Genomic DNA, 18492 nt, shown 5'->3' with positions numbered 1-18492 from the left:
TCTGAGACCAATCGAAGGTCGGGGTCGGCGGCTATGGTCAGGGAAGCCTCGATCCGGAGCGGGTTCTCTGGAGGGCGCTCAGCCAGCACAGCCCAAGCGATGACGCCGACTGCGAAAAGCGTTGCCGTTAAAGTCCAAGGATACCGCATCATTGCGTCCTCCTTAGTCTGGTATCAAAGTCCCGATCAGGTTGAGCAGCGCCTGGTGCTCCGGACCGTTTACGCTGTCGCGCAGGAATCGGCCGATTTCAATGTACGAGGTCCGTCCTCCTGAGCCGGCATTCGGCTGATGCTTCACGACTGGCGTGCTCGAAGCTGGATGTCGCGCCAAAGACCAGACGTCGCCATTGCTGCTTTCATACAGGACCCGATCGCTCATAGCGAGCTAATAGCGCCCGCACTATTCGGTTCCTGTCGGGGATCGTGCCGACTTCGGCCTACTAATATCCTGCGGTAGGTCCTGCGTCCGAACCCAAGAGGCGTCCGCCAGATCCAACGCGCCATATCCTCAATTGGAACCTCTTCCGCAATTGACGTGTTCATCGACAGACAACCCACAGGAGTTGCCGATGATCAGAATGCTTATGTCACTCGGGACAGCAACCTTGATGGCAATCTCAATTGCCAGCGCATCTGCGAAAGACAAGCAAAGCGAAACCTTCCTTAAGAAGGCAATCGAGGGCAATTTCGCTGAAGTGAGCATGGGAGAGCTGGCGCAGCAAAACGGTCAAAGCGACGCCGTCAAATCGTTTGGCAGAATGCTCTCTACAGACCACGCTGCCGCCAATCAGAAGGCATTAAATGCTGCCCAAGCACTGGGAATGAACTCACCAGGCGGACCGAATGCGAAGCAAAAAGCTGACCATGACAAGATGTCAAAAATGACCGGCGCGGGTTTCGATAAGATGTTCGCTACCCACATGGTCGCAGACCACCAGACGGATATCGCCGAGTACAAGAAGGCATCAAAAAGTAAGGATGCTGCTGGAGAATATGCTTCCGGCCAGATAGATACGTTGCAAAAGCACCTGGACACCGCAAAATCGTTGAAGAGCGGTAATTGATCCGACGCCGGGAATTGGGGCGGCAGGATCGCGGCAAAAGATATGCAAAGCGCCGGGCGGAAGATTATCCCGTCGGTTTACTGGTGCCTGGCGGATCGCTCGCGTAAGCCGGCGGCCGGGCTTAAACCTTCTAGGCCGATTGACGGGCTTGATTCTCAACGCGGTTTGGGACTCGCCTCCGGTTCGACGGCCGGTTGGTCGATTTCAGGTGCGGCGGGTTCTCGCACGATATCTTTGGAAGCTTGTCGGTTTCTTTGGAATGCCCATCCGATTAATCCCGCCAGCACGAGGACAGCTCCGGCGAGCATAAACCAGTGTGGATACTCCATCCCAGAAAGCATCGCTGTTCCCGCTAATGCTCAGTGTTCACCCTCGTACCGCATCGGCTGGGTAGGCAACCGATCTTGAGCGCGATGGTTTCGACGACTGCTTGTTTTTTGGTCGGAAAGTGCGTCGCCACCAACGACAGAACACCAGCGATGCAGAGGGCCGTCAGCGCGGCGCCCGCAACGCTTACCGCACCTCGCAACAGCAACTGCCCCAACGCCCGCAACATGGCATCCGCATAACCGGGAAATGCTTAACGAATGCCGCGCGCGATCAACGGCGCTCAGAAAAGCGCGTCGCATCGCGCGGCATCCCGTCAGATCAAGGTTCCGCGCAAGCGAGCGCTGTCGGATGACTAGTAGGTGCCCGCCTATTGCGTGCTGAGCGACACGCCAAGAACAAATGCCTTAGCCGCCGTCGCGCCCGGCGTTCGCTTCAACTTCTTTGCGATCTTCGTGACACCAGTCTTTTGCCTCGCAAGTAACTTCAGCGTCTTCAGGTCGTCTTTCGTCCACTCGCGACGAACAGTCTTCTTTTTCTTGGCCAACTCGCCGCTCCTTCATTGATAGGAGCGCGGTCTAACACATGGCGCGCGGTACGCAAATCACTGGTGGACGGCGCTGTTTGACGAACCCTGTCGTTTTGGACAGGTGCGGACCTCCCGGGGTGAGCGCATGATCGCGGCTAAAGGACGAGGGCCGCGGCTATGCGACGTTACTACTTCCCGATCTTCCACAATGGCGAGACACAGGCGGACGAGGTGGGAGAGCTATTTGCCTCTGCTGAACTAGCGGTCCAATACGGCGCGCGTGTCGCCCGGGATATCGCCAGCGATCCCGATTGCGACCGTGGTGTGGGCACGGTCGTAATCGTGCTTGACGACTCCGGCACCGAGATCGCGCGGCGGGAGGTGAGGGGCGGGCGGAAAGGGCGAGTCTCCCCGTAGCAATTAGGTGTTCGCCTATCGCTAGTAGTATGAGCGGGGACGTCTTATGGTTCATCAGAATCGTAGCGTGGTGTCGGAGGCGATGACCGGGACTTCCACTCCATGTTTCTCCAACAGTAGCTCAGCAGCTAGTTTCTGATTTTGTTGGTCGCGATGAGGCCCGACGATTATCTTCTTAATTGGAAGCGGGCGACCTGCCCCCTCGACCAATCTGATGAAGGGGACCATTGATCCGCCGAGGCCTTCTCGGAAATTGCGAGGCTTCCACTGGCGCTTATCCACTTCAATGGTGAGCTTGGGCGACCTCGTCGGGAGGGCAACTATCCTGTATTCGTTTTCCTCCTCAAATCTAGGGCTCTTAAGGAAGGGGACAGCTTGCACGAAAGCTCCGATATAGCTCGTCAGCTCCCTCTCTCCGAGTATCTCTGCGACGTCCGGGCGCCTTGCCAGATTCGGGGCCGCGGCCCCGAAGACCGCCTTCAGAGAAGCATTTGCCATGCCGATGAAATTGTCCAGTCCCGCCACCTTCTTATGGTCGTGATAGGAAACTCGTCGCGTGATCATTGATTGGTACGAGAATCGTTCGTTCTCGATATTTGTTAGATCGTCGATCTTGGCCTCATCGAATTCAATGGCAAATCCACCCCTTCCGTAGCCGCGCCATTGACTCAGGAGACCGTGTTCACTTTCCGGCGATCCATTCTTATGAAGGCAAAACGACGTGATGTGAATCGGCGATCCTGAATCTATGGCCCTGGAAATTGAGTTAACGACCCGCTCGGCCTCGGTAGCCATCCCATTGTCGCCAAGCTGCGAAAGCAATTCTGGTTTGAAGGCACCTCGCGAAGTTAGTTCCGGCACGATCTTTTCGAACTCGCGTCTTATTTGTGGAGCGAGCAGAGTGCTCAGTAGCTGGCACTCGGCGGTATCATTCAAAAAACTCGCATGTGTCGCCCACAAGGTGTTGGATTCGACGATGCCAATAAGACCGGTGGCAGTGGTGTAGTGAAAAAGAGAATGGTCGGGATCTGTGATGCGCCGAGACTTCGGGGGTAGGGCACTTGCCGGCATGCCAGAAGATTTGACGATGGGTCCGCCGGACTGCGGCCGCGCTCTCGCCTTGCCTCGACGCTGCCCACGTTTGCTCATCGTGCTCCCCCGTCAGGAGAACCGAACCACAATCGGCACAAAATGCGTGGATGATCCACGCATGCTGTGTCCCCAGATAATTTAGCTGATTGGGTCGGGATGCGAAAATTCAATAGATGAGTCATCGACCGGATCGATATGACTTGATGAGCGACGGGCAATGGACGGAAAATTCGCGGTCACCGCGATGGTCGTTCGCACAGTAGACGTAATATGAGGCGGCGTTCTCCCCACGATAATCGGGATCAGATCCGCCGCTAAGCATAAGCGTGGCGAGATTTTGCCTTCTATGGAAGATGGAGCCTCGTGCGCCGGCATATCCGCCCATGCGGTTCTTCGAGTTGACCGTTCCGCAAACCACTTCACCTTCATCGGGCGTAGAGACCTTGAAAAGGTCGGTGAAGCACGCGGATTCGGGATCGGTGAGCTTGCGCACTAGTGCCGCCTTAGCATCAGCGAACTCGTCGGTGGGAGGTTTCTTGATCGCCGCCTTTGGTGCTTTGGCCGCTTTGTCGAAGCACGCCAGCCTGGCCTGTGTGTCAGCAATGGAAGTGCAGTCAGCCGCCCGAGCGGAATTGACGCACGCAGCCAGCAGCGCGAGCGCAGCGAAAAACATCTTCATTGAAATCTCCCCAAACCCGCCGCAATTTTAGATCGCGGAGGGTGGCGGGGGCAACTATTCTTTTGGAATAGCTTTTGGGGTGCGGACTACGCTTTAGTCCTCCCACTTGCTCTTCGGCGGGACAGTGCGAAACATAGATGGCGCCTGATTTTCAGGAATGCTGCCGCTAATTGGAACGCACTGCCACCCATAAAAGAACGCGACCACCGCCGGCCAAAATCTGCCGCCCATTAGCTCATTGATGCGCGGCAACCCCCCCTTGTCTTCCAGGATCTTGGCGACACGCTTCCAGTCCTTGGCGCGATCGCCCAACACCGCCCGCGCTATCCGAGCCTCGGTGGGGTAGAGGGGCATATCGGCGGTGGTGCGCCGCTCTTTGCTCGGCTTCTTCCACCACCGAACTCGTTGCAATTCACGACATCGCTGCCACCCTGGCGGCTGTGCTGACCGGGCTGGCCCAGGCACCGCGCTGTAGCGGACCGGCCGACGGGTGGGCGGCGAGCCTGCTAGAGGGCCTGCGCGCGGCCCAGAGCGAGGCCACGGTTGCGCTGCTGACGCGTACCGATGAGAACCAAATGCGCGCCGTCGCGATTGCCCGTAAGCGTCGTTCTCAGGCCACGGCTTTGAGGTCGTGACGGCAATAGGCCCACGGAAGCAGCTCATCGATGTTGCTGTTTGGATGGCCGTTGACGATCCTGGTGAGGGCATCGGTCAGATACTCTCGCGCACCAGGGTAGCAAGCCCCTCCATTCCCTTGCGGAAGTCTACCGGTTTGGTCGCCACCATCACCCGGACCGCACCCGACGGACCGATCACCGGCTCGCCTTCAGCGCCTGGACGATCGACGCAATCATCGTTGGGTCCGCACCACGACCGGCCCGGATCGTGATGCCGTTGACTTCGATCTCGATGATCCCGCTATCTGCCTTGCGCACCACTTTACGCTCCTGGTGAGCTGCCGGCGCCGGTACCACGGCCTCCACCACCGCTGGCACAAACTGGACTTTGTCCGCTTCGGAATGACCGCCTGCTGCTTCTCGCAACTGGCGGCGCCAACCAAACAACTGCTGCGGCGACAATCCATGCCGTCGGGCCACGGAACACACCGAGTCGCCACTCGCCACGATCTCGGCGACGACCCGCGCCTTGTCGTCGTCGCTCCACTTCCGCCGACGACCGGCTCCGGTGAAGACCTCAAGCCGCCGCACCGGCTCCGCGATAGCACTATGCACTGTGTCCATTCTAAGCCTAACGGTCCGAACAAACCGCAGACTCGCAGATCACCCCGTCATCCGGTAGGTGGCCGCTGAACAGCGCTTACGATTGCCCAGAGCTTGGAATGGGCCATGGAGGACGAGGACTCGGCGGCTCTGCTTCGGGTGGTTAAGGACGTGGGGGTGCTGGCTTAGGGACTGGACCCCGAGCCCCGCTCCAGCCGCAAAGCTGGGGCGGGCGCTTCGCTACAGGAATAACCACGCTTGCTGCAACGCGCGTTACGAGGCCGGTTGAGGCTGTTGTACGTGCGTTCGCTGAAGGCGAAGCGAGAGCCTCAACTTCGAAGCTTCGACCATGACAGCCCCTTCGGTCCGGCTCAGTTTAGCAGCAATCTGGCCAACCGGCATCTTCCCCGCCAGGCTCTTAAGCGTAGAGATTTCATCTTCACTCCACCGTCGATGCGACTCGGGCATCTGCGATACTCCTCACTGAAAAATCCTTAAAATCGGAATTTAAAAAAAGGTTCCTTGCGCAGGCGGGGTTTTCAGCTTCAGTTTTCGTTTGAGGCTGCGCAATCAATCCGTCCGCGGACTGCGCCGAGGCGAGGCAACACCGCCCTGTTTCGTCAACCTGTACACATCACCAGGATCGAGTTTTAGTTCTTCTAACATCCGCTGCTGCTCGGCGGTGAGCGCGACATCTAAAACCTCCGCCGTCCAGCCTTCAGGCACGGCTGCGAGCACCAAAGTTAGAGCCTGACTTGGCTTAGCGAGCGCGACCCAAATTTGGTGCTTTGGCTGGTCGGGCGGCAGGCATTCCGCCGTCACTTCAACGACCGTAAATGAGCTGCCGAACGACTCCGCCATCCACCCCCAATTCGACAGCTCGCTACTGGTTTCTCTTTCGCAGGTGTGAAAACGCCCTGGCCGCGTTTTTCCGTTCGGCCGGGCTCCAGCGCCGTCGGCAACTACAACCCCGGCGACCTTTCGTGACGTGAGTGCCAGCCTCAGCCTGACGGGCGCGCCGGAGAAGGGCATCTTTCTCGACCCCCGGAGGCATCGCCTGAGCCCGCTCCCGCAGTTCCGCGGCTTGGTCAACCAGACGTTCTTCAGCAGACTGAATCTGTTCGAAACGGCGGCGGTTTCTTCCCATGGGGGTTCTCCGTGCAGCCCCCGGCAGGAATCAAATCTTGCGGGCTAGTTACGGTTCCTCGGGCTATTTTCCACTCAGTGCAGCAACGATCTTCCTCAACCGCGCGGCGGGCGGCGTTACTTTTTGCTTATGCATGCTGGCGCCAGAGCAATCGACTGCAGATATTTCGCCTTGAGCTGCAGCCCGTAGCCATCGCCATACTTCGGCTTGCCTGTGGCGTGACCGATCAACTCGTCGGTTAACTCCTCTGGGCACTCCACAGCCTTCAGGCGATCTTTGAGGCTGTGACGAAACGAGTAAACGCCGTACTTGGGTCTCTTCTTCAGTGGCGTATCCTCGCTCACCTTGGGCAGCAGCTTGGCCTTTTTAAAATGCTTCATCAGCGTGGCGCTAAGGTTGTCGCCGTTGTCGAAGTAGCGCGGGAAGCCTGCCGGGTGCCGCTTCATCGCATCCAGCGCCATGCCGACGAGCGGAATATCGCGCTCGCTGTGCTCTGTCTTCAACAGCCTGCCTTCAGCTTCTACGCGAATGAACGGGATCTCTGCGCCCAGCTTGATCCGGCTCTTACTGAGGTTCACTATCTCGCTTGGTCGACAGCCCGTTTCCATCACGATGTAAACCACATCCTTTGCCTCGTCGTTGAGCCCGTCCAGCGCTCCCGGAGCCAGGATAACGCTGCGGATGTGCTCTACCGTGAATGGCGACCGATTACCGTCCCTGCCGCCCTCCAGGCGCGTGCCGCCGAATACATGATCCAGCCCAAGCTTGAGGCGTTTGTCGACAGCGCGGATCATGCCTCCGATGTGGCTGATGTTCTTGTTAGCGCTGCTAGGGCTGATGCCTTCAGCGATGGTGCGGCCTTCCCAGAAGTCAGCATAGGCCACGGCGTCGGCGCGCGTAATATCTTGCAACGCCTTGTCGCCGCGCTGCTCGATCAGGATTTCGACCGCGCGCTTCTTGGCGCTGGTCCATTTCCGCTTTTGGTTGGGCGACATTTTCGAGAGCGGCGTTTGCTGGGTCTTTTCATACTCGCCGAACAGATCGGAGAGCATGACGCGCGGCTTGTCGACAGCACCCAGCACGGCGTCCACGACGGCGACGTCGGTCCTGCGCTCACCGACCTTCAAGGTCTCGATCCGCGCAAGCAACTCTTCAATCTGGCGCTGGGCCGCCTCAACCGGCGTCAGGTAATCCAGCCCGTGCGAGCGGGCGATGGATACGGCGTCCTGCCACCGCTGCTTGTCTGGGGTTCCGGATGCGAGGCTACGCCAGCGGGCTTCCTGCTGTTCATTGAGCCTGGCTGCCACGCGCGCGGCCTTGCTGCCTGCGCGGTCGTCGGCAACCGCGATCTTCGTGCTGATGACGATGAACTTGCTGCTCTTGCCGCCCAGGCCGACGTAGGCTTTCGGGACGCGTCTGTGATACTGCCAGTAGCCGTTTCGCTGAATCAGGTAGTCGGCCTTCATTTCCGCCCCACGTATCTACGCTATGTATCTACGTTTACATGCCGTTAGGGTGCCGAATATGTCACTCTTTACACTTAACTAGCTGATTTTGCGGTGTTTTTATTGGAGACGTTTTGGCGCTCCCTAGCGGAATCGAACCGCTCTCTCCACCGTGAAAGGGTGGCGTCCTAACCGATAGACGAAGGGAGCAAACACAAGGCCCCGCCGCTTTTCACGGCATGGCCGCCGGCCATCCGAGTCGAGCCCAGCGGCTGCAGCGGGCGAACGTATAGTGGCCTTTGGCGCCGTGGGCAAGCCGTTCGGGAACGGTCTTTTGGCACCGGTGGATAGCCTCCACCCCCGCTACATTCGGGGGCGATTTCAACGGTTTCTTAGGCCCCGTGAGCTAGCGCTGGAACCGGAGAAATTTGTCCATGCCCCAGCCCAAGAAGCGCGCAGCCCGCAAATCGCTGTCGCGGCACGCCTGGATCACGCTCGACGGCGGGTTCGCGGCGCGGCATTGCCTGGTCCAGGACATCTCCGATACCGGCGCGAAGATCACGCTGGACGAGGACGCGAGCCAGCTCCCGGGCGTGATCCGGATGGCCTTCGCTCGCGATGCCCGCACCGGGCGGAGCTGCCAGGTGATCTGGCGCCGCGGCAAATCGGCCGGCGTCAAGTTCATCTGATCCCGGCCGAGGCGACCCGGATGGCGCGGGGCGCCGGTCCGGGCTAGAACGGCTGCATGCGCGCGCTGCTCCTCATCCTCATCCCGTTGCTGGCCACCTCCGCGGCCGCGGCCGAGGCCCTGCGCCTTCCGCCCGCCGAGCGACCACAGGCCGGCAAGACTCTGCCGCTGAAGGGGACGGGCGGCACAGTGAAGGCCGGCTCCTGCGCCTCCTATGGCCCGCGCTTCGTCATGGTCGAGAGCACCGGCACCTGCGTGAAGATCGGCGGCTCGGTCAGCGTCGAGACCACGGTCAGGCGCTGAAGCCGGATGCCGCCCGATCTCATGCGGCCCGACATCATCGTCCCCTTCGTGATGTATTGCGCGCTGCTGTTGTGGGTCGGCCGCGGCCTGAGCTGGACGGCCAAGCTCGCCACCGCCGCCGTGACGCTGGTGCTGATCATCTGCGTGCTGCTGGTCGAGCGCGGCTGGCGCTAGGCACCACCCGAAACAAAAAACGCGAAAACAACCCCATGCACAGTAGCCGTCAAGTGCCGGCGCGACGCCTGGCACGTGCGCCATGACGACGATTCATCGCGCGCTCAGCGGAGCTTACGCCGCGTCACCGGCTCACGACATCGGCGGTGCGACAAACTGTGCAAATCCGGGCCGTTTGCCGAGCTCGGCGAGCCAGCGGGTCAAATGCGGTTGCGCCGGGCGGGTGATGCCTTCGACGCCCAGCCAGCGCCGCGCATAGGCGCCGATCGCGATGTCGGCCAGCGTAAACTGGTCGCCGTCGATGAAGCGGCGCGTTGAGAGCAGGCGGTCGGCGATGGCCCAGACCTCGGCGGCGGCATCGGCATCCCGCTGCACCTGGATCATGTCGCGCTCGGCGGGTGCCGTGCGCACGATGCCCCAGAACACCGGGCGGTCGACCGGCTGCACCATCGACAGCGTCCAGTCGAGCCAGCGGTCGACGCTGGTGCGCAGCTTCGCTGCCTCGGGATAGATCGGCGTGCCGCGGCCATGCGCGAGGCAGAGATAGCGCATGATGGAGTTGGACTCCCACAGCACGAAGTCGCCCTCGACCAGCGTCGGGATGCGCGCATTGGGGTTCATCGCGAGATAGTCGGGCTCGCGGGTCTTGCCGAAACTCATGCCGGCGTCGATGCGCTCATAGGGCAGGTCGAGCTCGGCGAGGCACCACAGCACCTTCTGCACGTTGACCGAGTTGGCGCGGCCCCAGATCGTCCGCTTGGTGCCCGGCATGAAGTCCTCCCGCATTTCGCTTTGGCGCGCGTGATAGCGGAATTCCCTGGCGGGAGCGACGGCGATTGCGGCGCGCCCCTCATGCAAAAAGCTCCGCCGTCGGCGGAGCTTTCATTGCAAGCCAAACTTGGCAAGTTGAACCTAGCAAGTTGAGCCTGGCAAATCGAACCCGGCAAATCGAGCCCGATGATCAGTGGCCGAAGAACAGCCACAACAGAATGATCACCGGGATCGGCACGCCAAGCATCCACAGCAACAGTCCTCGTCCCATTGCGTCCTCCTCCAATCGTTATGTCGGAGGGACAACACGGGTAGCGAGGGCTAGTTCCTGCGTCGCGGCCCTACCAGTGGCCGGTATTCGGCATCGACGACCAGGGCTCGGCCGGCGCCTTCGGCTCGCCCTTCTGCAGCAACTCGATCGAGTGCAGGTCTGGCGAGCGGACGAAGGCCATGTTGCCGTCGCGCGGCGGCCGGTTGATGGTGACGCCGGCCTTCATCAGCTGCGCGCAGGTTGCGTAGATGTCGTCGACCTCATAGGCGAGATGGCCGAAGAAGCGATCCTCGCCATACTTCTCCTCGTCCCAATTGTAAGTGAGCTCGACCAGCGGCGCGCCGCGCGTTTGCGGCTGCTTCTTCAGCGCCTCGAGATCGTCTGCCGAGCACAGGAAGACGAGCGTGAAGCGCCCCTTGTCGTTCTCGATCCGCCGCACCTCCTTCAGTCCCAGCGCATCCTGGTAAAACTTCAGCGCGACATCGAGATTGCGCACGCGCAGCATGGTGTGGAGGTATCGCATGGTTGTTGCTCCCTGATACGGAGGTGTTTTGGTTTGGGCCGGAACGGCGGGGACAGGAGATAGCAGGAAAGTGGGAGGAGGGGCAGGGGGCGCAGGCACATGTGCGTGAGGGAGAGACGGTGGGTGCGGTCAGCCAACTCAGCATGGACGGACAAGCCGTAGCGTCAGCCGGGACACGCAGATGAGTTCAATGCGCTGTCAGCGGAATTCAGCGCTTCTCGTCAATGAGCAAGCCCGGTCCTGCCGATGAACCATCCTCAATGTCCCGGTCACTAATGCCCATATCTGGAAGGTATTTCGCCGTGAAATGGTTCAAGCGATATGCAATTGGCTGCCTGATCTGGTTGATCCTCGGCGGCATCAACGATGGCTACAGACGGCCCGGCGAAGACATGCGTTGGGGCGCTATCGTCATGGTGGCGGGTTTTTGGCCAATCGTGACCGCCGTCATCGTTGGCAGCTCTGTTGGCGAGGTTGCGCACAAGATCAATGAAGGGAAGCTGGGGTGACTGACGTGTCCGACACCCAGAAACTGATGCCCGCACTCTCGACGCCTAGGCGCGACCTGCTGAGGCGAGAAATATATAGGCAATTCGGAGTTGATGGTCGAAAGACGCTCTTCTTGCTCCTTCTCCTTTTCGCGATCCCCGCGGACGACTGCTCCGCGCAGACACCGCCGCCCCCAGTCGACAAACATGCGTTCGAGCGCGTGCCGCCGACAGTCGTGAAGAGATTGGCGACCCGCTTTTCGCTAGGCGCATTCGCCGGCCGCTTCGAAGAGACGCGACTCGGCGCGGTTCGCGAAGCCGTGGGCGAAGGGACCATCCGACACCAAGGCGACGCTGGAGATAGCATCTATTGGCTGTGTTATCGGCGCGCGCAGCATCGATTATGGGTGGTGTCCAGCGGAGAGATGGGCGGCCCGGACCATCTCGTCACGGAGATCGTTGAAGAGCTCACCGAGAAAGACGCCGGGGCCTCGGCCGATTGCGCCATCATCCCGGAAAAGTTCTCGCCCGTCGTCCTCGACAGCAAGCTGCATTTAGGTATGTCGCGTCAGGAGGTAATCACGGCGTTGGGACCGCCGTCGAAGTCGGAAGCTGCTCAGATCGTGTATTCTCACGAGGGAAAGCTCGCAGACGGTTTCGATGAGACCGCTTGGCTCATTCTCGGATTTGGTGAGGACAAGCTCGTGTCCATGCGCGGCGGCAAGACCACGACGAATTGAAGTGGCTGGAGTTACGGTGACAGTGCACTCAATTGGCGCTAGCACCAAGCTGTCGGCCGAAGCCCCAGAGTCAGTAGGGGTGGCGATCGGGAATCAATTTAGTGCACTGTCACCGTAATCCCAAGCATCGAATGCTGTTTGCCGCTCGAAACGGATCATCCTGAAGGTTGCCGCGCCCCGATCTTTTGACGCGCCGGCCCATAACTTTGTGCATTTTTTCGTAATGTGAACTAGTTCATATTCCCGCTGTATAGCGAGCACTACCCTTTGCCGGTGCAAACTTCGGACGCGCTTCTTCCGGAGGGAAGATATGAGTACGTGCGGACGGGCTGTATCCAGCATCCAGAATGCGACCCACGTCATACGGATAGCCGCAACGGTTGCGTCGCTTTGCGCCGGACCGGCATTTGCGCAATCTCAAACAGCGCCCCAAATCCGAAAGCAACAAGAAGCTCTGATTTGGATGACCTACTACGAAGGTCTTGTTGATGGAAATGTCGGTGAAGGCACGCTTGCGGCTATCAAGAAATTCCAAGCTCGCATTGGGCATCCTGTAACGGGTCAATTGACGCCGCTGGAAGAAGGTCAACTTCTGCGCGAGGGTCGAGTTCGTCGTACTCAAGCGGGGTTTAAGCAGTTTACAGACAATGACGCAGGGGTTTCAGTCGGTATTCCCTTGGGCTATGTGGAGGGACCAACAGAGACGAAATGGGGTAACCACTGGTACAGCAAGAAAAACGGATTGCTTGTTGAGACACTGCGGTTTGGGACCGAAGTGTCGTTTAAAGATCTCTTCGACAGATTCCTCAAGATCAATGACAGGAAAGTTGCCTATCAGCGTTTCGTTGAAAACGATTGGTTCGTGATTGCTGCATTCGAGGGAAAAGCAGCTGTCTATGTCCGCGCCGATGTTGTAACGCCGCCTAACAAGCCACCGGAGATACGCGGATTTTCAATTTGGATGAGCAAGGATCGGCCCATCGAGTACCAGGCAATTCCTCCCGCGATGCTGTCTAGTTTCAGGTCCAACACCGACCGAAAGAATGATGCTTCGTCGAATGAAACGGTTGGCATCAGCACTCCGCCTGCCGTTGCGAATCCACCTCCTCTTGTAATTCAGACGAGCAAGTCCGCGGTCAGCGTTTTAGACTGTTACAAGGGACTTGGAGATTGTCCAGCTGCGATGACCCCGGCTCCGGTTGCCGCGTTTAAAAAGGATTGAGCTTTAACATTGAGAGATGTCGCCATGTGTATTGCATGCTCGCGACGCGCTTTGATCATCGGTTCGATTTCGACCCTCGTGTCAAGCCGAACAGCTTCCTATGCGATCGACGGCAGCCGTGTGGCCTGCGTTTCTGGAAGTTCGCCGCCCGATTATAGTAACATGACATCCAAATCGGGCGATCCGGCCTTTGACAGAGCGCTGATAGCAGAATTGAAGCGCATCATTTCGGTGATTCCGGTTGACCCTGGATTCAAGTTTGTCAACGCCAAGAACGCAGGAGCCACGCCTGAGACCATCGTCAATGGAACAAAGGGGACTGTCTTAATCGGAATCAGGCTGGTTAATGAGCTTCTCAAACCGAGGCAAGGAGGCATCACCGTAGCCTGTGTGTTAGCACACGAGTGCGGGCACATATTTCAGTTCTTCTCGGCCGATCAATATTATGCTCGTTTGAGCGGCCCCACGGAGCGTTTGCGCGAGCTTCATGCTGACGTCCTCGCCGGATACTATTTGGCCAAGAAGATGGGATCCGATCCCGGCGCTATGCGCGATGTACTGAGGGCATTCATTGACCTAGGCGCTTACGAAAACGCTTCACCGGATGATCATGGATCTCCGGGGCAGCGATGCGCGGCATTGGATAAAGGATATACGCTGTCGTTGAGTGGGAAGCCGTTCCAAGATTCAGCGCAGGAGGGTGCATCCTATGTGCGTGGACTGTAGAAAGCATTCAGCGCAGCTCACTTTAGCCATAGCAATGTGGAGTTGCTGGATTTCGCCAAGCGCCTGCGAGGAGACCATACCTCCTCCGCCAGTGCTTCAGAATCCTTCGAGCGCAGGAGCCACTCTCGCGGGATTTTTTTCGTCAAAGACACCTTACGAGTTTTGGCTGACCTGCTTGATCGGCATTCTTGGTCTCGCGATTATAGGCGCCCTTATTTTTTCGTTACGGAAAGTAGCGAATGCTCGGCCTGATGACATTGCCCGCCCAGTAATCATACTTACCGTAATCACTGGAACTCTCATCTTGGTGACAGTTGGCTACAGCAACGAACAGATTGCACCGGCTTTCGGACTATTCGGAACTATCATCGGGTACATGCTAGGTCGTTTTGCACAAACTACTTCGGCTGCCCCTGTTTCGAGTGACGCTCAACAAAGCACAGCTTCTCAGTCACCAGGAAAGCTTTCGAATACAGAAGAAGTAAGGAGCGCAGCATGATGGTCCGCGCGATGATTCCGGTTTGCGTTTTGGTCGCAATAGGTCTAGGGGCGCCAGCCGCCGCGGGGGATTCTGCGACACCAAGGACGCCTATCGGTCCTCGGGAAGGGGGAATAGCTCAGATAGCTCCCCCGTCTATTCTCTTGAACTCGCCGCCTAAGTCGGGTGAAATTCGCATACGAAATCCCGGTCCATACACGTTAGTTTTTTCTTACTGGAACGGGCAGTCTGCATGGCAAACCCTATCGATTGAGCCTAAGCAGTCGACAGACTTTTCGTGTGCAAAATGCGGCGAGACGGTTCTAGTCTCGTACCACGACGGAAAGGAAAATAAGACGATCAAGGCAACAACTGGACGCACCTACCTATTTTGGCCTGGACAGGCGAATGCCTGGGTTCTGGTTCTAGCGTCTTCCGAATCCCAGTAGCTGTTTAGTCCGACATCGTTGCTCTCATTCCAGTCCGTGCATCCGCAGAATTACGGTGACAGTGCACTAAATTGACGCCATCCGATTTCGCGATCAAGAAGCGGCATGGCCCGCCTTGCCCGTGTCGTTATTCCCGGTCATCCGCACCATGTCACCCAGCGCGGCAATGGCCGGTCGCGCACGTTCTTCGACGATGGCGACTATGCGCTCTATCGTGACCTGCTCGCCGCAAATTGCGGCGACGCCGGAGTTGAGGTGTGGGCCTGGTGCCTGATGCCAAACCACGTGCATCTCATCCTGGTGCCGTCCGATCCCGACGGGCTGCGCCGCGCACTGGCCCGTGTGCATCGAAGCTATGCCGGCACCATCCAGGCGCGACGCAAGCGCACGAGTCATTTCTGGCAAGGTAGGTTCGGCGCTGTCGCCATGGACGAGCGCCATCTTGCGGCGGCGCTGCGTTACGTGTCGTTCAACCCCGCGCGGGCGCGGTTGGTGCAGCGTGCTCAGGATTGGCGGTGGGCGAGCACGCGTGCCCATCTGCGCTGGCGGGATGACGGCCTGACCGCGCTGGTGCCGATCCCCCATCGCTTCCCGGATTTTGCTGATTTGCTCACAACTGAGCCGGAGCTGAATCTATTCGGCGCGCTGCGTTCCGCGGAAAGCATCGGCCGCCCGCTTGGCGACGACCGCTTTCTGGCTCGCATCGAGCGCCAGACCGGACGCGTTCTCAAGCCGGCGAAGCGCGGGCCGAAGCCATCTACGGTAGATGATGAATGAGGTCAGCTAATTAAGTGCACTGTCACCGTAATTACGCGCGATGACATGACACGGCGCGGCTGCAACATCAAAAAGGAGGATTGCGATGTGCGCGCGACAGCTACGTCACTTGGCTAGCTCACTTGGCTAGTTCACTTGGCGTAACCTTGGGAACGGAGCCATGCGATCTTGCGATCGCCGTTGATCCAGTCGTCGGCATTTGCCTTGCTGGCGAATCCGGTGATTTCGCGCTGTTCGTGGTCGGGGTAGTCCGCCAGTATCTTCCAGTCGCTGTCTGAGAGGCGGACGGTTTTGAAGGTCACTTTTGCTTTGGCCATGCCGCACTATGCAGGGAATTCTCTCAAAAGAGAACCCGCTTTGCGGCCGGCTTTTCGTCAATCCGCATCGGCATCACTCACAGTGACGGAAAACCGATCCGGCCCCGATCGGCCCGTTCCTCGGCGATGATGGCTGTTTACGAGTGTCGAGCAGTGACCTCGCCAGCAACCTATCGAACCGGCGCCCTCAATGGCCAACTCGCGGCGGTTGAACCCCGCCAGAGGTAGGGCGACTAAACGCCATGGCCGCTTTCTTTGCAGAACTCCTGTTTGATCTCGCCAGAATCCTCGTTGGCGACTGGCTGAGACAGGCTGCGGTGGCGGTTTGTGCGTGGCTCGATACGAAGATTCACGGCCGCGGGGCACGCTTGGTCGTGGGCGGCCTGCTCGGGCTCGCCGCCTATTTCCTCGTTCCGGTTATCGCCGGGCTGCTGGGGTTTTGATGCTCTCCGTGAAGGCGAACCTCATCATCGCATTGGCCATCGGGGCGCTCATCTCGTCGGTGCTCCTCGCCATCGAGCCGCTGACCGAATTCGCTTTTCTTTCGCTGGAGTGGCCCGGCATCACCGCAGCGTATTTGTTCTGGGGAGCAGTCGGAGGCTCCAGCTTCGCAGGGATTGCCATATCCTGGGTCGTGAATGCACTCACCTACGGTCTTTGTGCTTTCGCCATTCTCAGTGTTCTCAGCGCTCTCAGGCTGCTGGCCAGGCCGAAGAGTTGAGGCGCGCGGCGACCTCCTGAAATTACGGTGACAGTGCACTAAATTGACGCCATCCGATTTCGCGATCAAGATGCGGCATGGCCCGTCTTGCCCGTGTCGTTATTCCCGGTCATCCGCACCATGTCACCCAGCGCGGCAATGGCCGGTCGCGCACGTTCTTCGACGATGACGATTACGCGCTCTATCGTGACCTGCTCGCCGCAAATTGCGGCGACGCCGGAGTTGAGGTGTGGGCCTGGTGCCTGATGCCAAACCACGTGCATCTCATCCTGGTGCCGTCCGATCCCGACGGGCTGCGCCGCGCACTGGCCCGTGCGCATCGAAGCTATGCCGGCACCATCCAGGCGCGACGCAAGCGCACGGGTCATTTCTGGCAAGGTAGGTTCGGCGCTGTCGCCATGGACGAGCGCCATCTTGCGGCGGCGCTGCGTTACGTGTCGCTCAACCCCGTGCGGGCGCGGTTGGTGCAGCGCGCGCAGGATTGGCGGTGGGCGAGCACGCGTGCCCATCTGCGCTGGCGGGATGACGGCCTGACCGCGCTGGCGCCGATCCGCGATCGCTTCCCGGATTTTGCCGATTTGCTGGCAACTGAGCCGGAGCTGAATCTATTCGGCGCGCTGCGTTCCGCGGAAAGCATCGGCCGCCCGCTTGGCGACGACCGCTTTCTGGCTCGCATCGAGCGCCTGACCGGACGCGTTCTCAAGCTGGCGAAGCGCGGGCCGAAGCCATCTACGGCAGATGATGAATGAGGTCAGCTAATTAAGTGCACTGTCACCGTAATTACGCGCGAGGACATGACACGACGCGGCTGCAATATCAAAAAGGAGGATTGCGAGGTGCGCGCGACAGCTACGTCACTTTGTTAGCTCACTGGGCTAGCTCACTTGGCGTAACCCTGGGAACGGAGCCATGCGATCTTGCGATCGCCGTTGATCCAGTCGTCGGCATCTGCCTTGCTGGCGAATCCGGTGATTTCGCGCTGTTCGTGGTCGGGGTAGTCCGCCAGTATCTTCCAGTCGCTGTCTGAGAGGCGGACGGTTTTGAAGGTCACTTTTGCTTTGGCCATGCCGCACTATGCAGGGAATTCTCTCAAAAGTGAACCCGCTTGCGGCTGGCTCGGCGATGATGGCTGTTTATGAGTGTCGAGCAATGACCTTGCCAGCAACCTATCGAACCGGCGCCCGCAATGGTCAAACCCTCGGCAGTTGAACCCCGCCAGAGTTAGGGCGACTAAACGCCATGTCCGCTGTCCTTGCAGAACTCCTGTTTGATCTCGTCAGAAGCCTCGTTGGTAACTGGCTGAGGCAGGTTGCGGTGGCGGTTTGTGCGTGGCTCGATACGAAGATTCACGGCCGCGCTGCACGCCTCGTCGTGGGCGGCCTTCTCGGGCTCGCCGCCTATTTCCTCATTCCTGTTTTCGCCGGGCTGTTGGGGTTTTGATGCTCTCCGTGAAAGCGAACCTCATCATCGCATTGGTCATCGGGGCGCTCATCTCGTCGGTGCTCCTCGCCATCGAGCCGCTGACCGACTTCGCTTTTCTTTCGCTGGAGTGGCCCGGCATCAGCGCAGCGTATTTGTTCTGGGGAGCGGTCGGAGGCTCCAGCTTCGCAGGGATTGCCATTTCCTGGCTCGTGAATGCACTCATCTACGCTCTCGGTGCTTTCGCCATTCTCAGCGTTCTCAGCGCTCTCAGGCTGCTGGCCAAGCCGAAGACTTGAGAGGCGCGGCTGCCTCCTGGAGCTTATGAAGGCCGATCCGGGAAAGAGCGTAGCGGAGATCCACGCCATGACGAGGGCGGCATGACGCGCTGGCTGCAACGGCTCGGGAAGATTGCGAGGATTGCTGCGCTTTGCGGGACCGTCGCGTGGCTTGTGCTTTTGACGAGCTCTCCCCAAGAGCCTGATGCCGCACATCCCCAGCGTTAC

At 59.2% G+C, this 18492-nt stretch carries 25 protein-coding genes, 1 tRNA gene and 2 pseudogenes; 15 read left to right on the top strand and 13 right to left on the bottom strand.

Annotated features, from left to right (window positions below):
- Window positions 1-568 precede the first annotated feature (568 nt).
- Complete coding sequence (locus tag AB7Z56_RS23280) at window positions 569-1063, top strand: DUF4142 domain-containing protein (RefSeq protein WP_063983357.1); 495 nt, start codon at window positions 569-571, stop codon at window positions 1061-1063.
- A gap of 697 nt (window positions 1064-1760) precedes the next feature.
- Here AB7Z56_RS23280 and AB7Z56_RS23275 read toward each other — a convergent pair.
- Window positions 1761-1937: a hypothetical protein gene (locus AB7Z56_RS23275; RefSeq protein ID WP_187387677.1), complete on the bottom strand. Its 177-nt coding sequence runs from the start codon at window positions 1935-1937 to the stop codon at window positions 1761-1763.
- Between the two features lie 159 nt (window positions 1938-2096).
- Between AB7Z56_RS23275 and AB7Z56_RS23270 the strand changes: the two genes are divergently transcribed.
- Entirely contained in the window at window positions 2097-2336 is a 240-nt protein-coding gene (locus tag AB7Z56_RS23270; protein ID WP_283016366.1) for a DUF6894 family protein, read from the top strand.
- Window positions 2337-2390: 54 nt separating this feature from the next.
- On the opposite strand, the gene AB7Z56_RS23265 is transcribed toward AB7Z56_RS23270, so the two are convergent.
- The 8 genes and pseudogenes from AB7Z56_RS23265 to AB7Z56_RS23230 form a co-directional block, all read right to left on the bottom strand.
- Window positions 2391-3485 (bottom strand): DUF2971 domain-containing protein, encoded by a 1095-nt coding sequence (locus AB7Z56_RS23265; RefSeq protein WP_354234073.1) that lies wholly within the window; start codon window positions 3483-3485, stop codon window positions 2391-2393.
- A gap of 121 nt (window positions 3486-3606) precedes the next feature.
- Window positions 3607-4107, bottom strand: coding sequence for a hypothetical protein (locus tag AB7Z56_RS23260; RefSeq protein ID WP_283016368.1), 501 nt, complete (start codon window positions 4105-4107; stop codon window positions 3607-3609).
- 610 nt (window positions 4108-4717) lie between these two features.
- Window positions 4718-4825 (bottom strand): annotated as a pseudogene (locus AB7Z56_RS23255) (transposase domain-containing protein); the annotation flags it as partial.
- Window positions 4822-4923, bottom strand: a pseudogene (gene tnpB / locus AB7Z56_RS23250) (IS66 family insertion sequence element accessory protein TnpB); the annotation flags it as partial. The pseudogenes tnpB and AB7Z56_RS23255, both read right to left, overlap by 4 nt.
- Window positions 4920-5348 carry an IS66-like element accessory protein TnpA gene (gene tnpA / locus AB7Z56_RS23245; RefSeq protein ID WP_354124927.1) on the bottom strand — a complete coding sequence of 143 codons (429 nt, stop codon included), beginning with the start codon at window positions 5346-5348 and terminating at the stop codon, window positions 4920-4922. The pseudogene tnpB and the gene tnpA, both read right to left, overlap by 4 nt.
- Window positions 5349-5897: 549 nt before the next feature.
- Window positions 5898-6188 carry a hypothetical protein gene (locus AB7Z56_RS23240; RefSeq protein WP_354096944.1) on the bottom strand — a complete coding sequence of 97 codons (291 nt, stop codon included), beginning with the start codon at window positions 6186-6188 and terminating at the stop codon, window positions 5898-5900.
- 402 nt (window positions 6189-6590) lie between these two features.
- The gene (locus AB7Z56_RS23235) at window positions 6591-7940 is read right to left on the bottom strand and encodes a hypothetical protein (protein ID WP_231141877.1); all 1350 of its coding nucleotides are present in this window, start codon (window positions 7938-7940) and stop codon (window positions 6591-6593) included.
- A 114-nt stretch (window positions 7941-8054) separates the two neighbouring features.
- Window positions 8055-8129 (bottom strand) — tRNA-Glu (locus tag AB7Z56_RS23230).
- A 224-nt stretch (window positions 8130-8353) separates the two neighbouring features.
- Between AB7Z56_RS23230 and AB7Z56_RS23225 the strand changes: the two genes are divergently transcribed.
- From AB7Z56_RS23225 to AB7Z56_RS23215, 3 genes are read left to right on the top strand one after another with little or no spacing between them, the layout of a single operon-like run.
- Entirely contained in the window at window positions 8354-8608 is a 255-nt protein-coding gene (locus tag AB7Z56_RS23225) for a PilZ domain-containing protein (RefSeq protein WP_063983468.1), read from the top strand.
- A 56-nt stretch (window positions 8609-8664) separates the two neighbouring features.
- On the top strand, window positions 8665-8910 hold the full coding sequence (locus tag AB7Z56_RS23220; RefSeq protein WP_354096942.1) for a hypothetical protein: 246 nt from the start codon (window positions 8665-8667) through the stop codon (window positions 8908-8910).
- A gap of 6 nt (window positions 8911-8916) precedes the next feature.
- Complete coding sequence (locus AB7Z56_RS23215; RefSeq protein WP_014495480.1) at window positions 8917-9084, top strand: hypothetical protein; 168 nt, start codon at window positions 8917-8919, stop codon at window positions 9082-9084.
- Between the two features lie 132 nt (window positions 9085-9216).
- Here AB7Z56_RS23215 and AB7Z56_RS23210 read toward each other — a convergent pair whose 3' ends face one another.
- Both AB7Z56_RS23210 and AB7Z56_RS23205 read right to left on the bottom strand, forming a co-directional pair.
- Entirely contained in the window at window positions 9217-9855 is a 639-nt protein-coding gene (locus tag AB7Z56_RS23210) for a glutathione S-transferase family protein (RefSeq protein ID WP_441256424.1), read from the bottom strand.
- Window positions 9856-10196: 341 nt separating this feature from the next.
- Window positions 10197-10649 (bottom strand): VOC family protein, encoded by a 453-nt coding sequence (locus AB7Z56_RS23205; protein ID WP_014495478.1) that lies wholly within the window; start codon window positions 10647-10649, stop codon window positions 10197-10199.
- Between the two features lie 302 nt (window positions 10650-10951).
- Here AB7Z56_RS23205 and AB7Z56_RS23200 point away from each other — a divergent pair, with 302 nt between their 5' ends.
- From AB7Z56_RS23200 to AB7Z56_RS23180, 5 genes are all read left to right on the top strand, one after another.
- Window positions 10952-11158, top strand: a complete 207-nt coding sequence (locus tag AB7Z56_RS23200) for a hypothetical protein (protein WP_028151003.1) — start codon at window positions 10952-10954, stop codon at window positions 11156-11158.
- Between the two features lie 5 nt (window positions 11159-11163).
- Window positions 11164-11877, top strand: coding sequence for a hypothetical protein (locus AB7Z56_RS23195; protein ID WP_354096940.1), 714 nt, complete (start codon window positions 11164-11166; stop codon window positions 11875-11877).
- Window positions 11878-12187: 310 nt separating this feature from the next.
- The gene (locus AB7Z56_RS23190; RefSeq protein ID WP_084795143.1) at window positions 12188-13099 is read left to right on the top strand and encodes a peptidoglycan-binding domain-containing protein; all 912 of its coding nucleotides are present in this window, start codon (window positions 12188-12190) and stop codon (window positions 13097-13099) included.
- A 162-nt stretch (window positions 13100-13261) separates the two neighbouring features.
- On the top strand, window positions 13262-13825 hold the full coding sequence (locus tag AB7Z56_RS23185; protein ID WP_063983464.1) for a hypothetical protein: 564 nt from the start codon (window positions 13262-13264) through the stop codon (window positions 13823-13825).
- A gap of 1032 nt (window positions 13826-14857) precedes the next feature.
- Complete coding sequence (locus AB7Z56_RS23180) at window positions 14858-15529, top strand: transposase (RefSeq protein ID WP_231141878.1); 672 nt, start codon at window positions 14858-14860, stop codon at window positions 15527-15529.
- Window positions 15530-15660: 131 nt separating this feature from the next.
- Here the strand turns inward: AB7Z56_RS23180 and AB7Z56_RS23175 are convergent, their stop codons facing one another.
- On the bottom strand, window positions 15661-15846 hold the full coding sequence (locus AB7Z56_RS23175) for a hypothetical protein (protein WP_441256423.1): 186 nt from the start codon (window positions 15844-15846) through the stop codon (window positions 15661-15663).
- Between the two features lie 242 nt (window positions 15847-16088).
- On the opposite strand from AB7Z56_RS23175, the gene AB7Z56_RS23170 reads away from it, so the two are divergent.
- The 3 genes from AB7Z56_RS23170 to AB7Z56_RS23160 all read left to right on the top strand — a co-directional run bounded on the left by AB7Z56_RS23170 (window position 16089) and on the right by AB7Z56_RS23160 (window position 17316).
- Window positions 16089-16289, top strand: a complete 201-nt coding sequence (locus AB7Z56_RS23170; protein ID WP_354096249.1) for a hypothetical protein — start codon at window positions 16089-16091, stop codon at window positions 16287-16289.
- The gene (locus AB7Z56_RS23165) at window positions 16289-16567 is read left to right on the top strand and encodes a hypothetical protein (RefSeq protein WP_063983460.1); all 279 of its coding nucleotides are present in this window, start codon (window positions 16289-16291) and stop codon (window positions 16565-16567) included. Before AB7Z56_RS23170 ends, AB7Z56_RS23165 begins: the two co-directional genes overlap by 1 nt.
- Window positions 16568-16644: 77 nt before the next feature.
- Window positions 16645-17316, top strand: coding sequence for a transposase (locus AB7Z56_RS23160; protein ID WP_354096250.1), 672 nt, complete (start codon window positions 16645-16647; stop codon window positions 17314-17316).
- A 131-nt stretch (window positions 17317-17447) separates the two neighbouring features.
- Here the strand turns inward: AB7Z56_RS23160 and AB7Z56_RS23155 are convergent, their stop codons facing one another.
- Window positions 17448-17633 (bottom strand): hypothetical protein, encoded by a 186-nt coding sequence (locus tag AB7Z56_RS23155; RefSeq protein WP_028151001.1) that lies wholly within the window; start codon window positions 17631-17633, stop codon window positions 17448-17450.
- 173 nt (window positions 17634-17806) lie between these two features.
- Here AB7Z56_RS23155 and AB7Z56_RS23150 point away from each other — a divergent pair, with 173 nt between their 5' ends.
- A complete protein-coding gene (locus tag AB7Z56_RS23150) occupies window positions 17807-18007 on the top strand; it encodes a hypothetical protein (RefSeq protein WP_084795142.1) in 201 nt (66 codons plus the stop codon).
- On the top strand, window positions 18007-18285 hold the full coding sequence (locus AB7Z56_RS23145) for a hypothetical protein (protein ID WP_063983458.1): 279 nt from the start codon (window positions 18007-18009) through the stop codon (window positions 18283-18285). Before AB7Z56_RS23150 ends, AB7Z56_RS23145 begins: the two co-directional genes overlap by 1 nt.
- The last annotated feature ends 207 nt before the right edge of the window (window positions 18286-18492 follow it).

This window comes from Bradyrhizobium sp. 482_C4_N1_8 (assembly GCF_052075965.1).
Taxonomy (GTDB): Bacteria; Pseudomonadota; Alphaproteobacteria; order Rhizobiales; family Xanthobacteraceae; genus Bradyrhizobium; species Bradyrhizobium barranii.
The sequence above is the reverse complement of the archived record's forward strand: the minus strand, read 5'-3'. Positions and strand labels throughout refer to the sequence as shown.

Excerpts from the sequence above, each read along its gene's own strand:
- AB7Z56_RS23280 (WP_063983357.1), top strand. The coding sequence starts at position 569 with ATGATCAGAATGCTTATGTCACTCGGGACAGCAACCTTGATGGCAATC.
- AB7Z56_RS23270 (WP_283016366.1), top strand. The coding sequence starts at position 2,097 with ATGCGACGTTACTACTTCCCGATCTTCCACAATGGCGAGACACAGGCG.
- AB7Z56_RS23265 (WP_354234073.1), bottom strand. The coding sequence starts at position 3,485 with ATGAGCAAACGTGGGCAGCGTCGAGGCAAGGCGAGAGCGCGGCCGCAG.
- AB7Z56_RS23260 (WP_283016368.1), bottom strand. The coding sequence starts at position 4,107 with ATGAAGATGTTTTTCGCTGCGCTCGCGCTGCTGGCTGCGTGCGTCAAT.
- tnpA (WP_354124927.1), bottom strand. The coding sequence starts at position 5,348 with ATGGACACAGTGCATAGTGCTATCGCGGAGCCGGTGCGGCGGCTTGAG.
- AB7Z56_RS23240 (WP_354096944.1), bottom strand. The coding sequence starts at position 6,188 with ATGGCGGAGTCGTTCGGCAGCTCATTTACGGTCGTTGAAGTGACGGCG.
- AB7Z56_RS23235 (WP_231141877.1), bottom strand. The coding sequence starts at position 7,940 with ATGAAGGCCGACTACCTGATTCAGCGAAACGGCTACTGGCAGTATCAC.
- AB7Z56_RS23225 (WP_063983468.1), top strand. The coding sequence starts at position 8,354 with ATGCCCCAGCCCAAGAAGCGCGCAGCCCGCAAATCGCTGTCGCGGCAC.
- AB7Z56_RS23220 (WP_354096942.1), top strand. The coding sequence starts at position 8,665 with ATGCGCGCGCTGCTCCTCATCCTCATCCCGTTGCTGGCCACCTCCGCG.
- AB7Z56_RS23215 (WP_014495480.1), top strand. The coding sequence starts at position 8,917 with ATGCCGCCCGATCTCATGCGGCCCGACATCATCGTCCCCTTCGTGATG.
- AB7Z56_RS23210 (WP_441256424.1), bottom strand. The coding sequence starts at position 9,855 with ATGCCGGGCACCAAGCGGACGATCTGGGGCCGCGCCAACTCGGTCAAC.
- AB7Z56_RS23205 (WP_014495478.1), bottom strand. The coding sequence starts at position 10,649 with ATGCGATACCTCCACACCATGCTGCGCGTGCGCAATCTCGATGTCGCG.
- AB7Z56_RS23190 (WP_084795143.1), top strand. The coding sequence starts at position 12,188 with ATGAGTACGTGCGGACGGGCTGTATCCAGCATCCAGAATGCGACCCAC.
- AB7Z56_RS23185 (WP_063983464.1), top strand. The coding sequence starts at position 13,262 with ATGACATCCAAATCGGGCGATCCGGCCTTTGACAGAGCGCTGATAGCA.
- AB7Z56_RS23180 (WP_231141878.1), top strand. The coding sequence starts at position 14,858 with ATGGCCCGCCTTGCCCGTGTCGTTATTCCCGGTCATCCGCACCATGTC.
- AB7Z56_RS23175 (WP_441256423.1), bottom strand. The coding sequence starts at position 15,846 with ATGGCCAAAGCAAAAGTGACCTTCAAAACCGTCCGCCTCTCAGACAGC.
- AB7Z56_RS23170 (WP_354096249.1), top strand. The coding sequence starts at position 16,089 with ATGGCCGCTTTCTTTGCAGAACTCCTGTTTGATCTCGCCAGAATCCTC.
- AB7Z56_RS23165 (WP_063983460.1), top strand. The coding sequence starts at position 16,289 with ATGCTCTCCGTGAAGGCGAACCTCATCATCGCATTGGCCATCGGGGCG.
- AB7Z56_RS23160 (WP_354096250.1), top strand. The coding sequence starts at position 16,645 with ATGGCCCGTCTTGCCCGTGTCGTTATTCCCGGTCATCCGCACCATGTC.
- AB7Z56_RS23155 (WP_028151001.1), bottom strand. The coding sequence starts at position 17,633 with ATGGCCAAAGCAAAAGTGACCTTCAAAACCGTCCGCCTCTCAGACAGC.
- AB7Z56_RS23150 (WP_084795142.1), top strand. The coding sequence starts at position 17,807 with ATGTCCGCTGTCCTTGCAGAACTCCTGTTTGATCTCGTCAGAAGCCTC.
- AB7Z56_RS23145 (WP_063983458.1), top strand. The coding sequence starts at position 18,007 with ATGCTCTCCGTGAAAGCGAACCTCATCATCGCATTGGTCATCGGGGCG.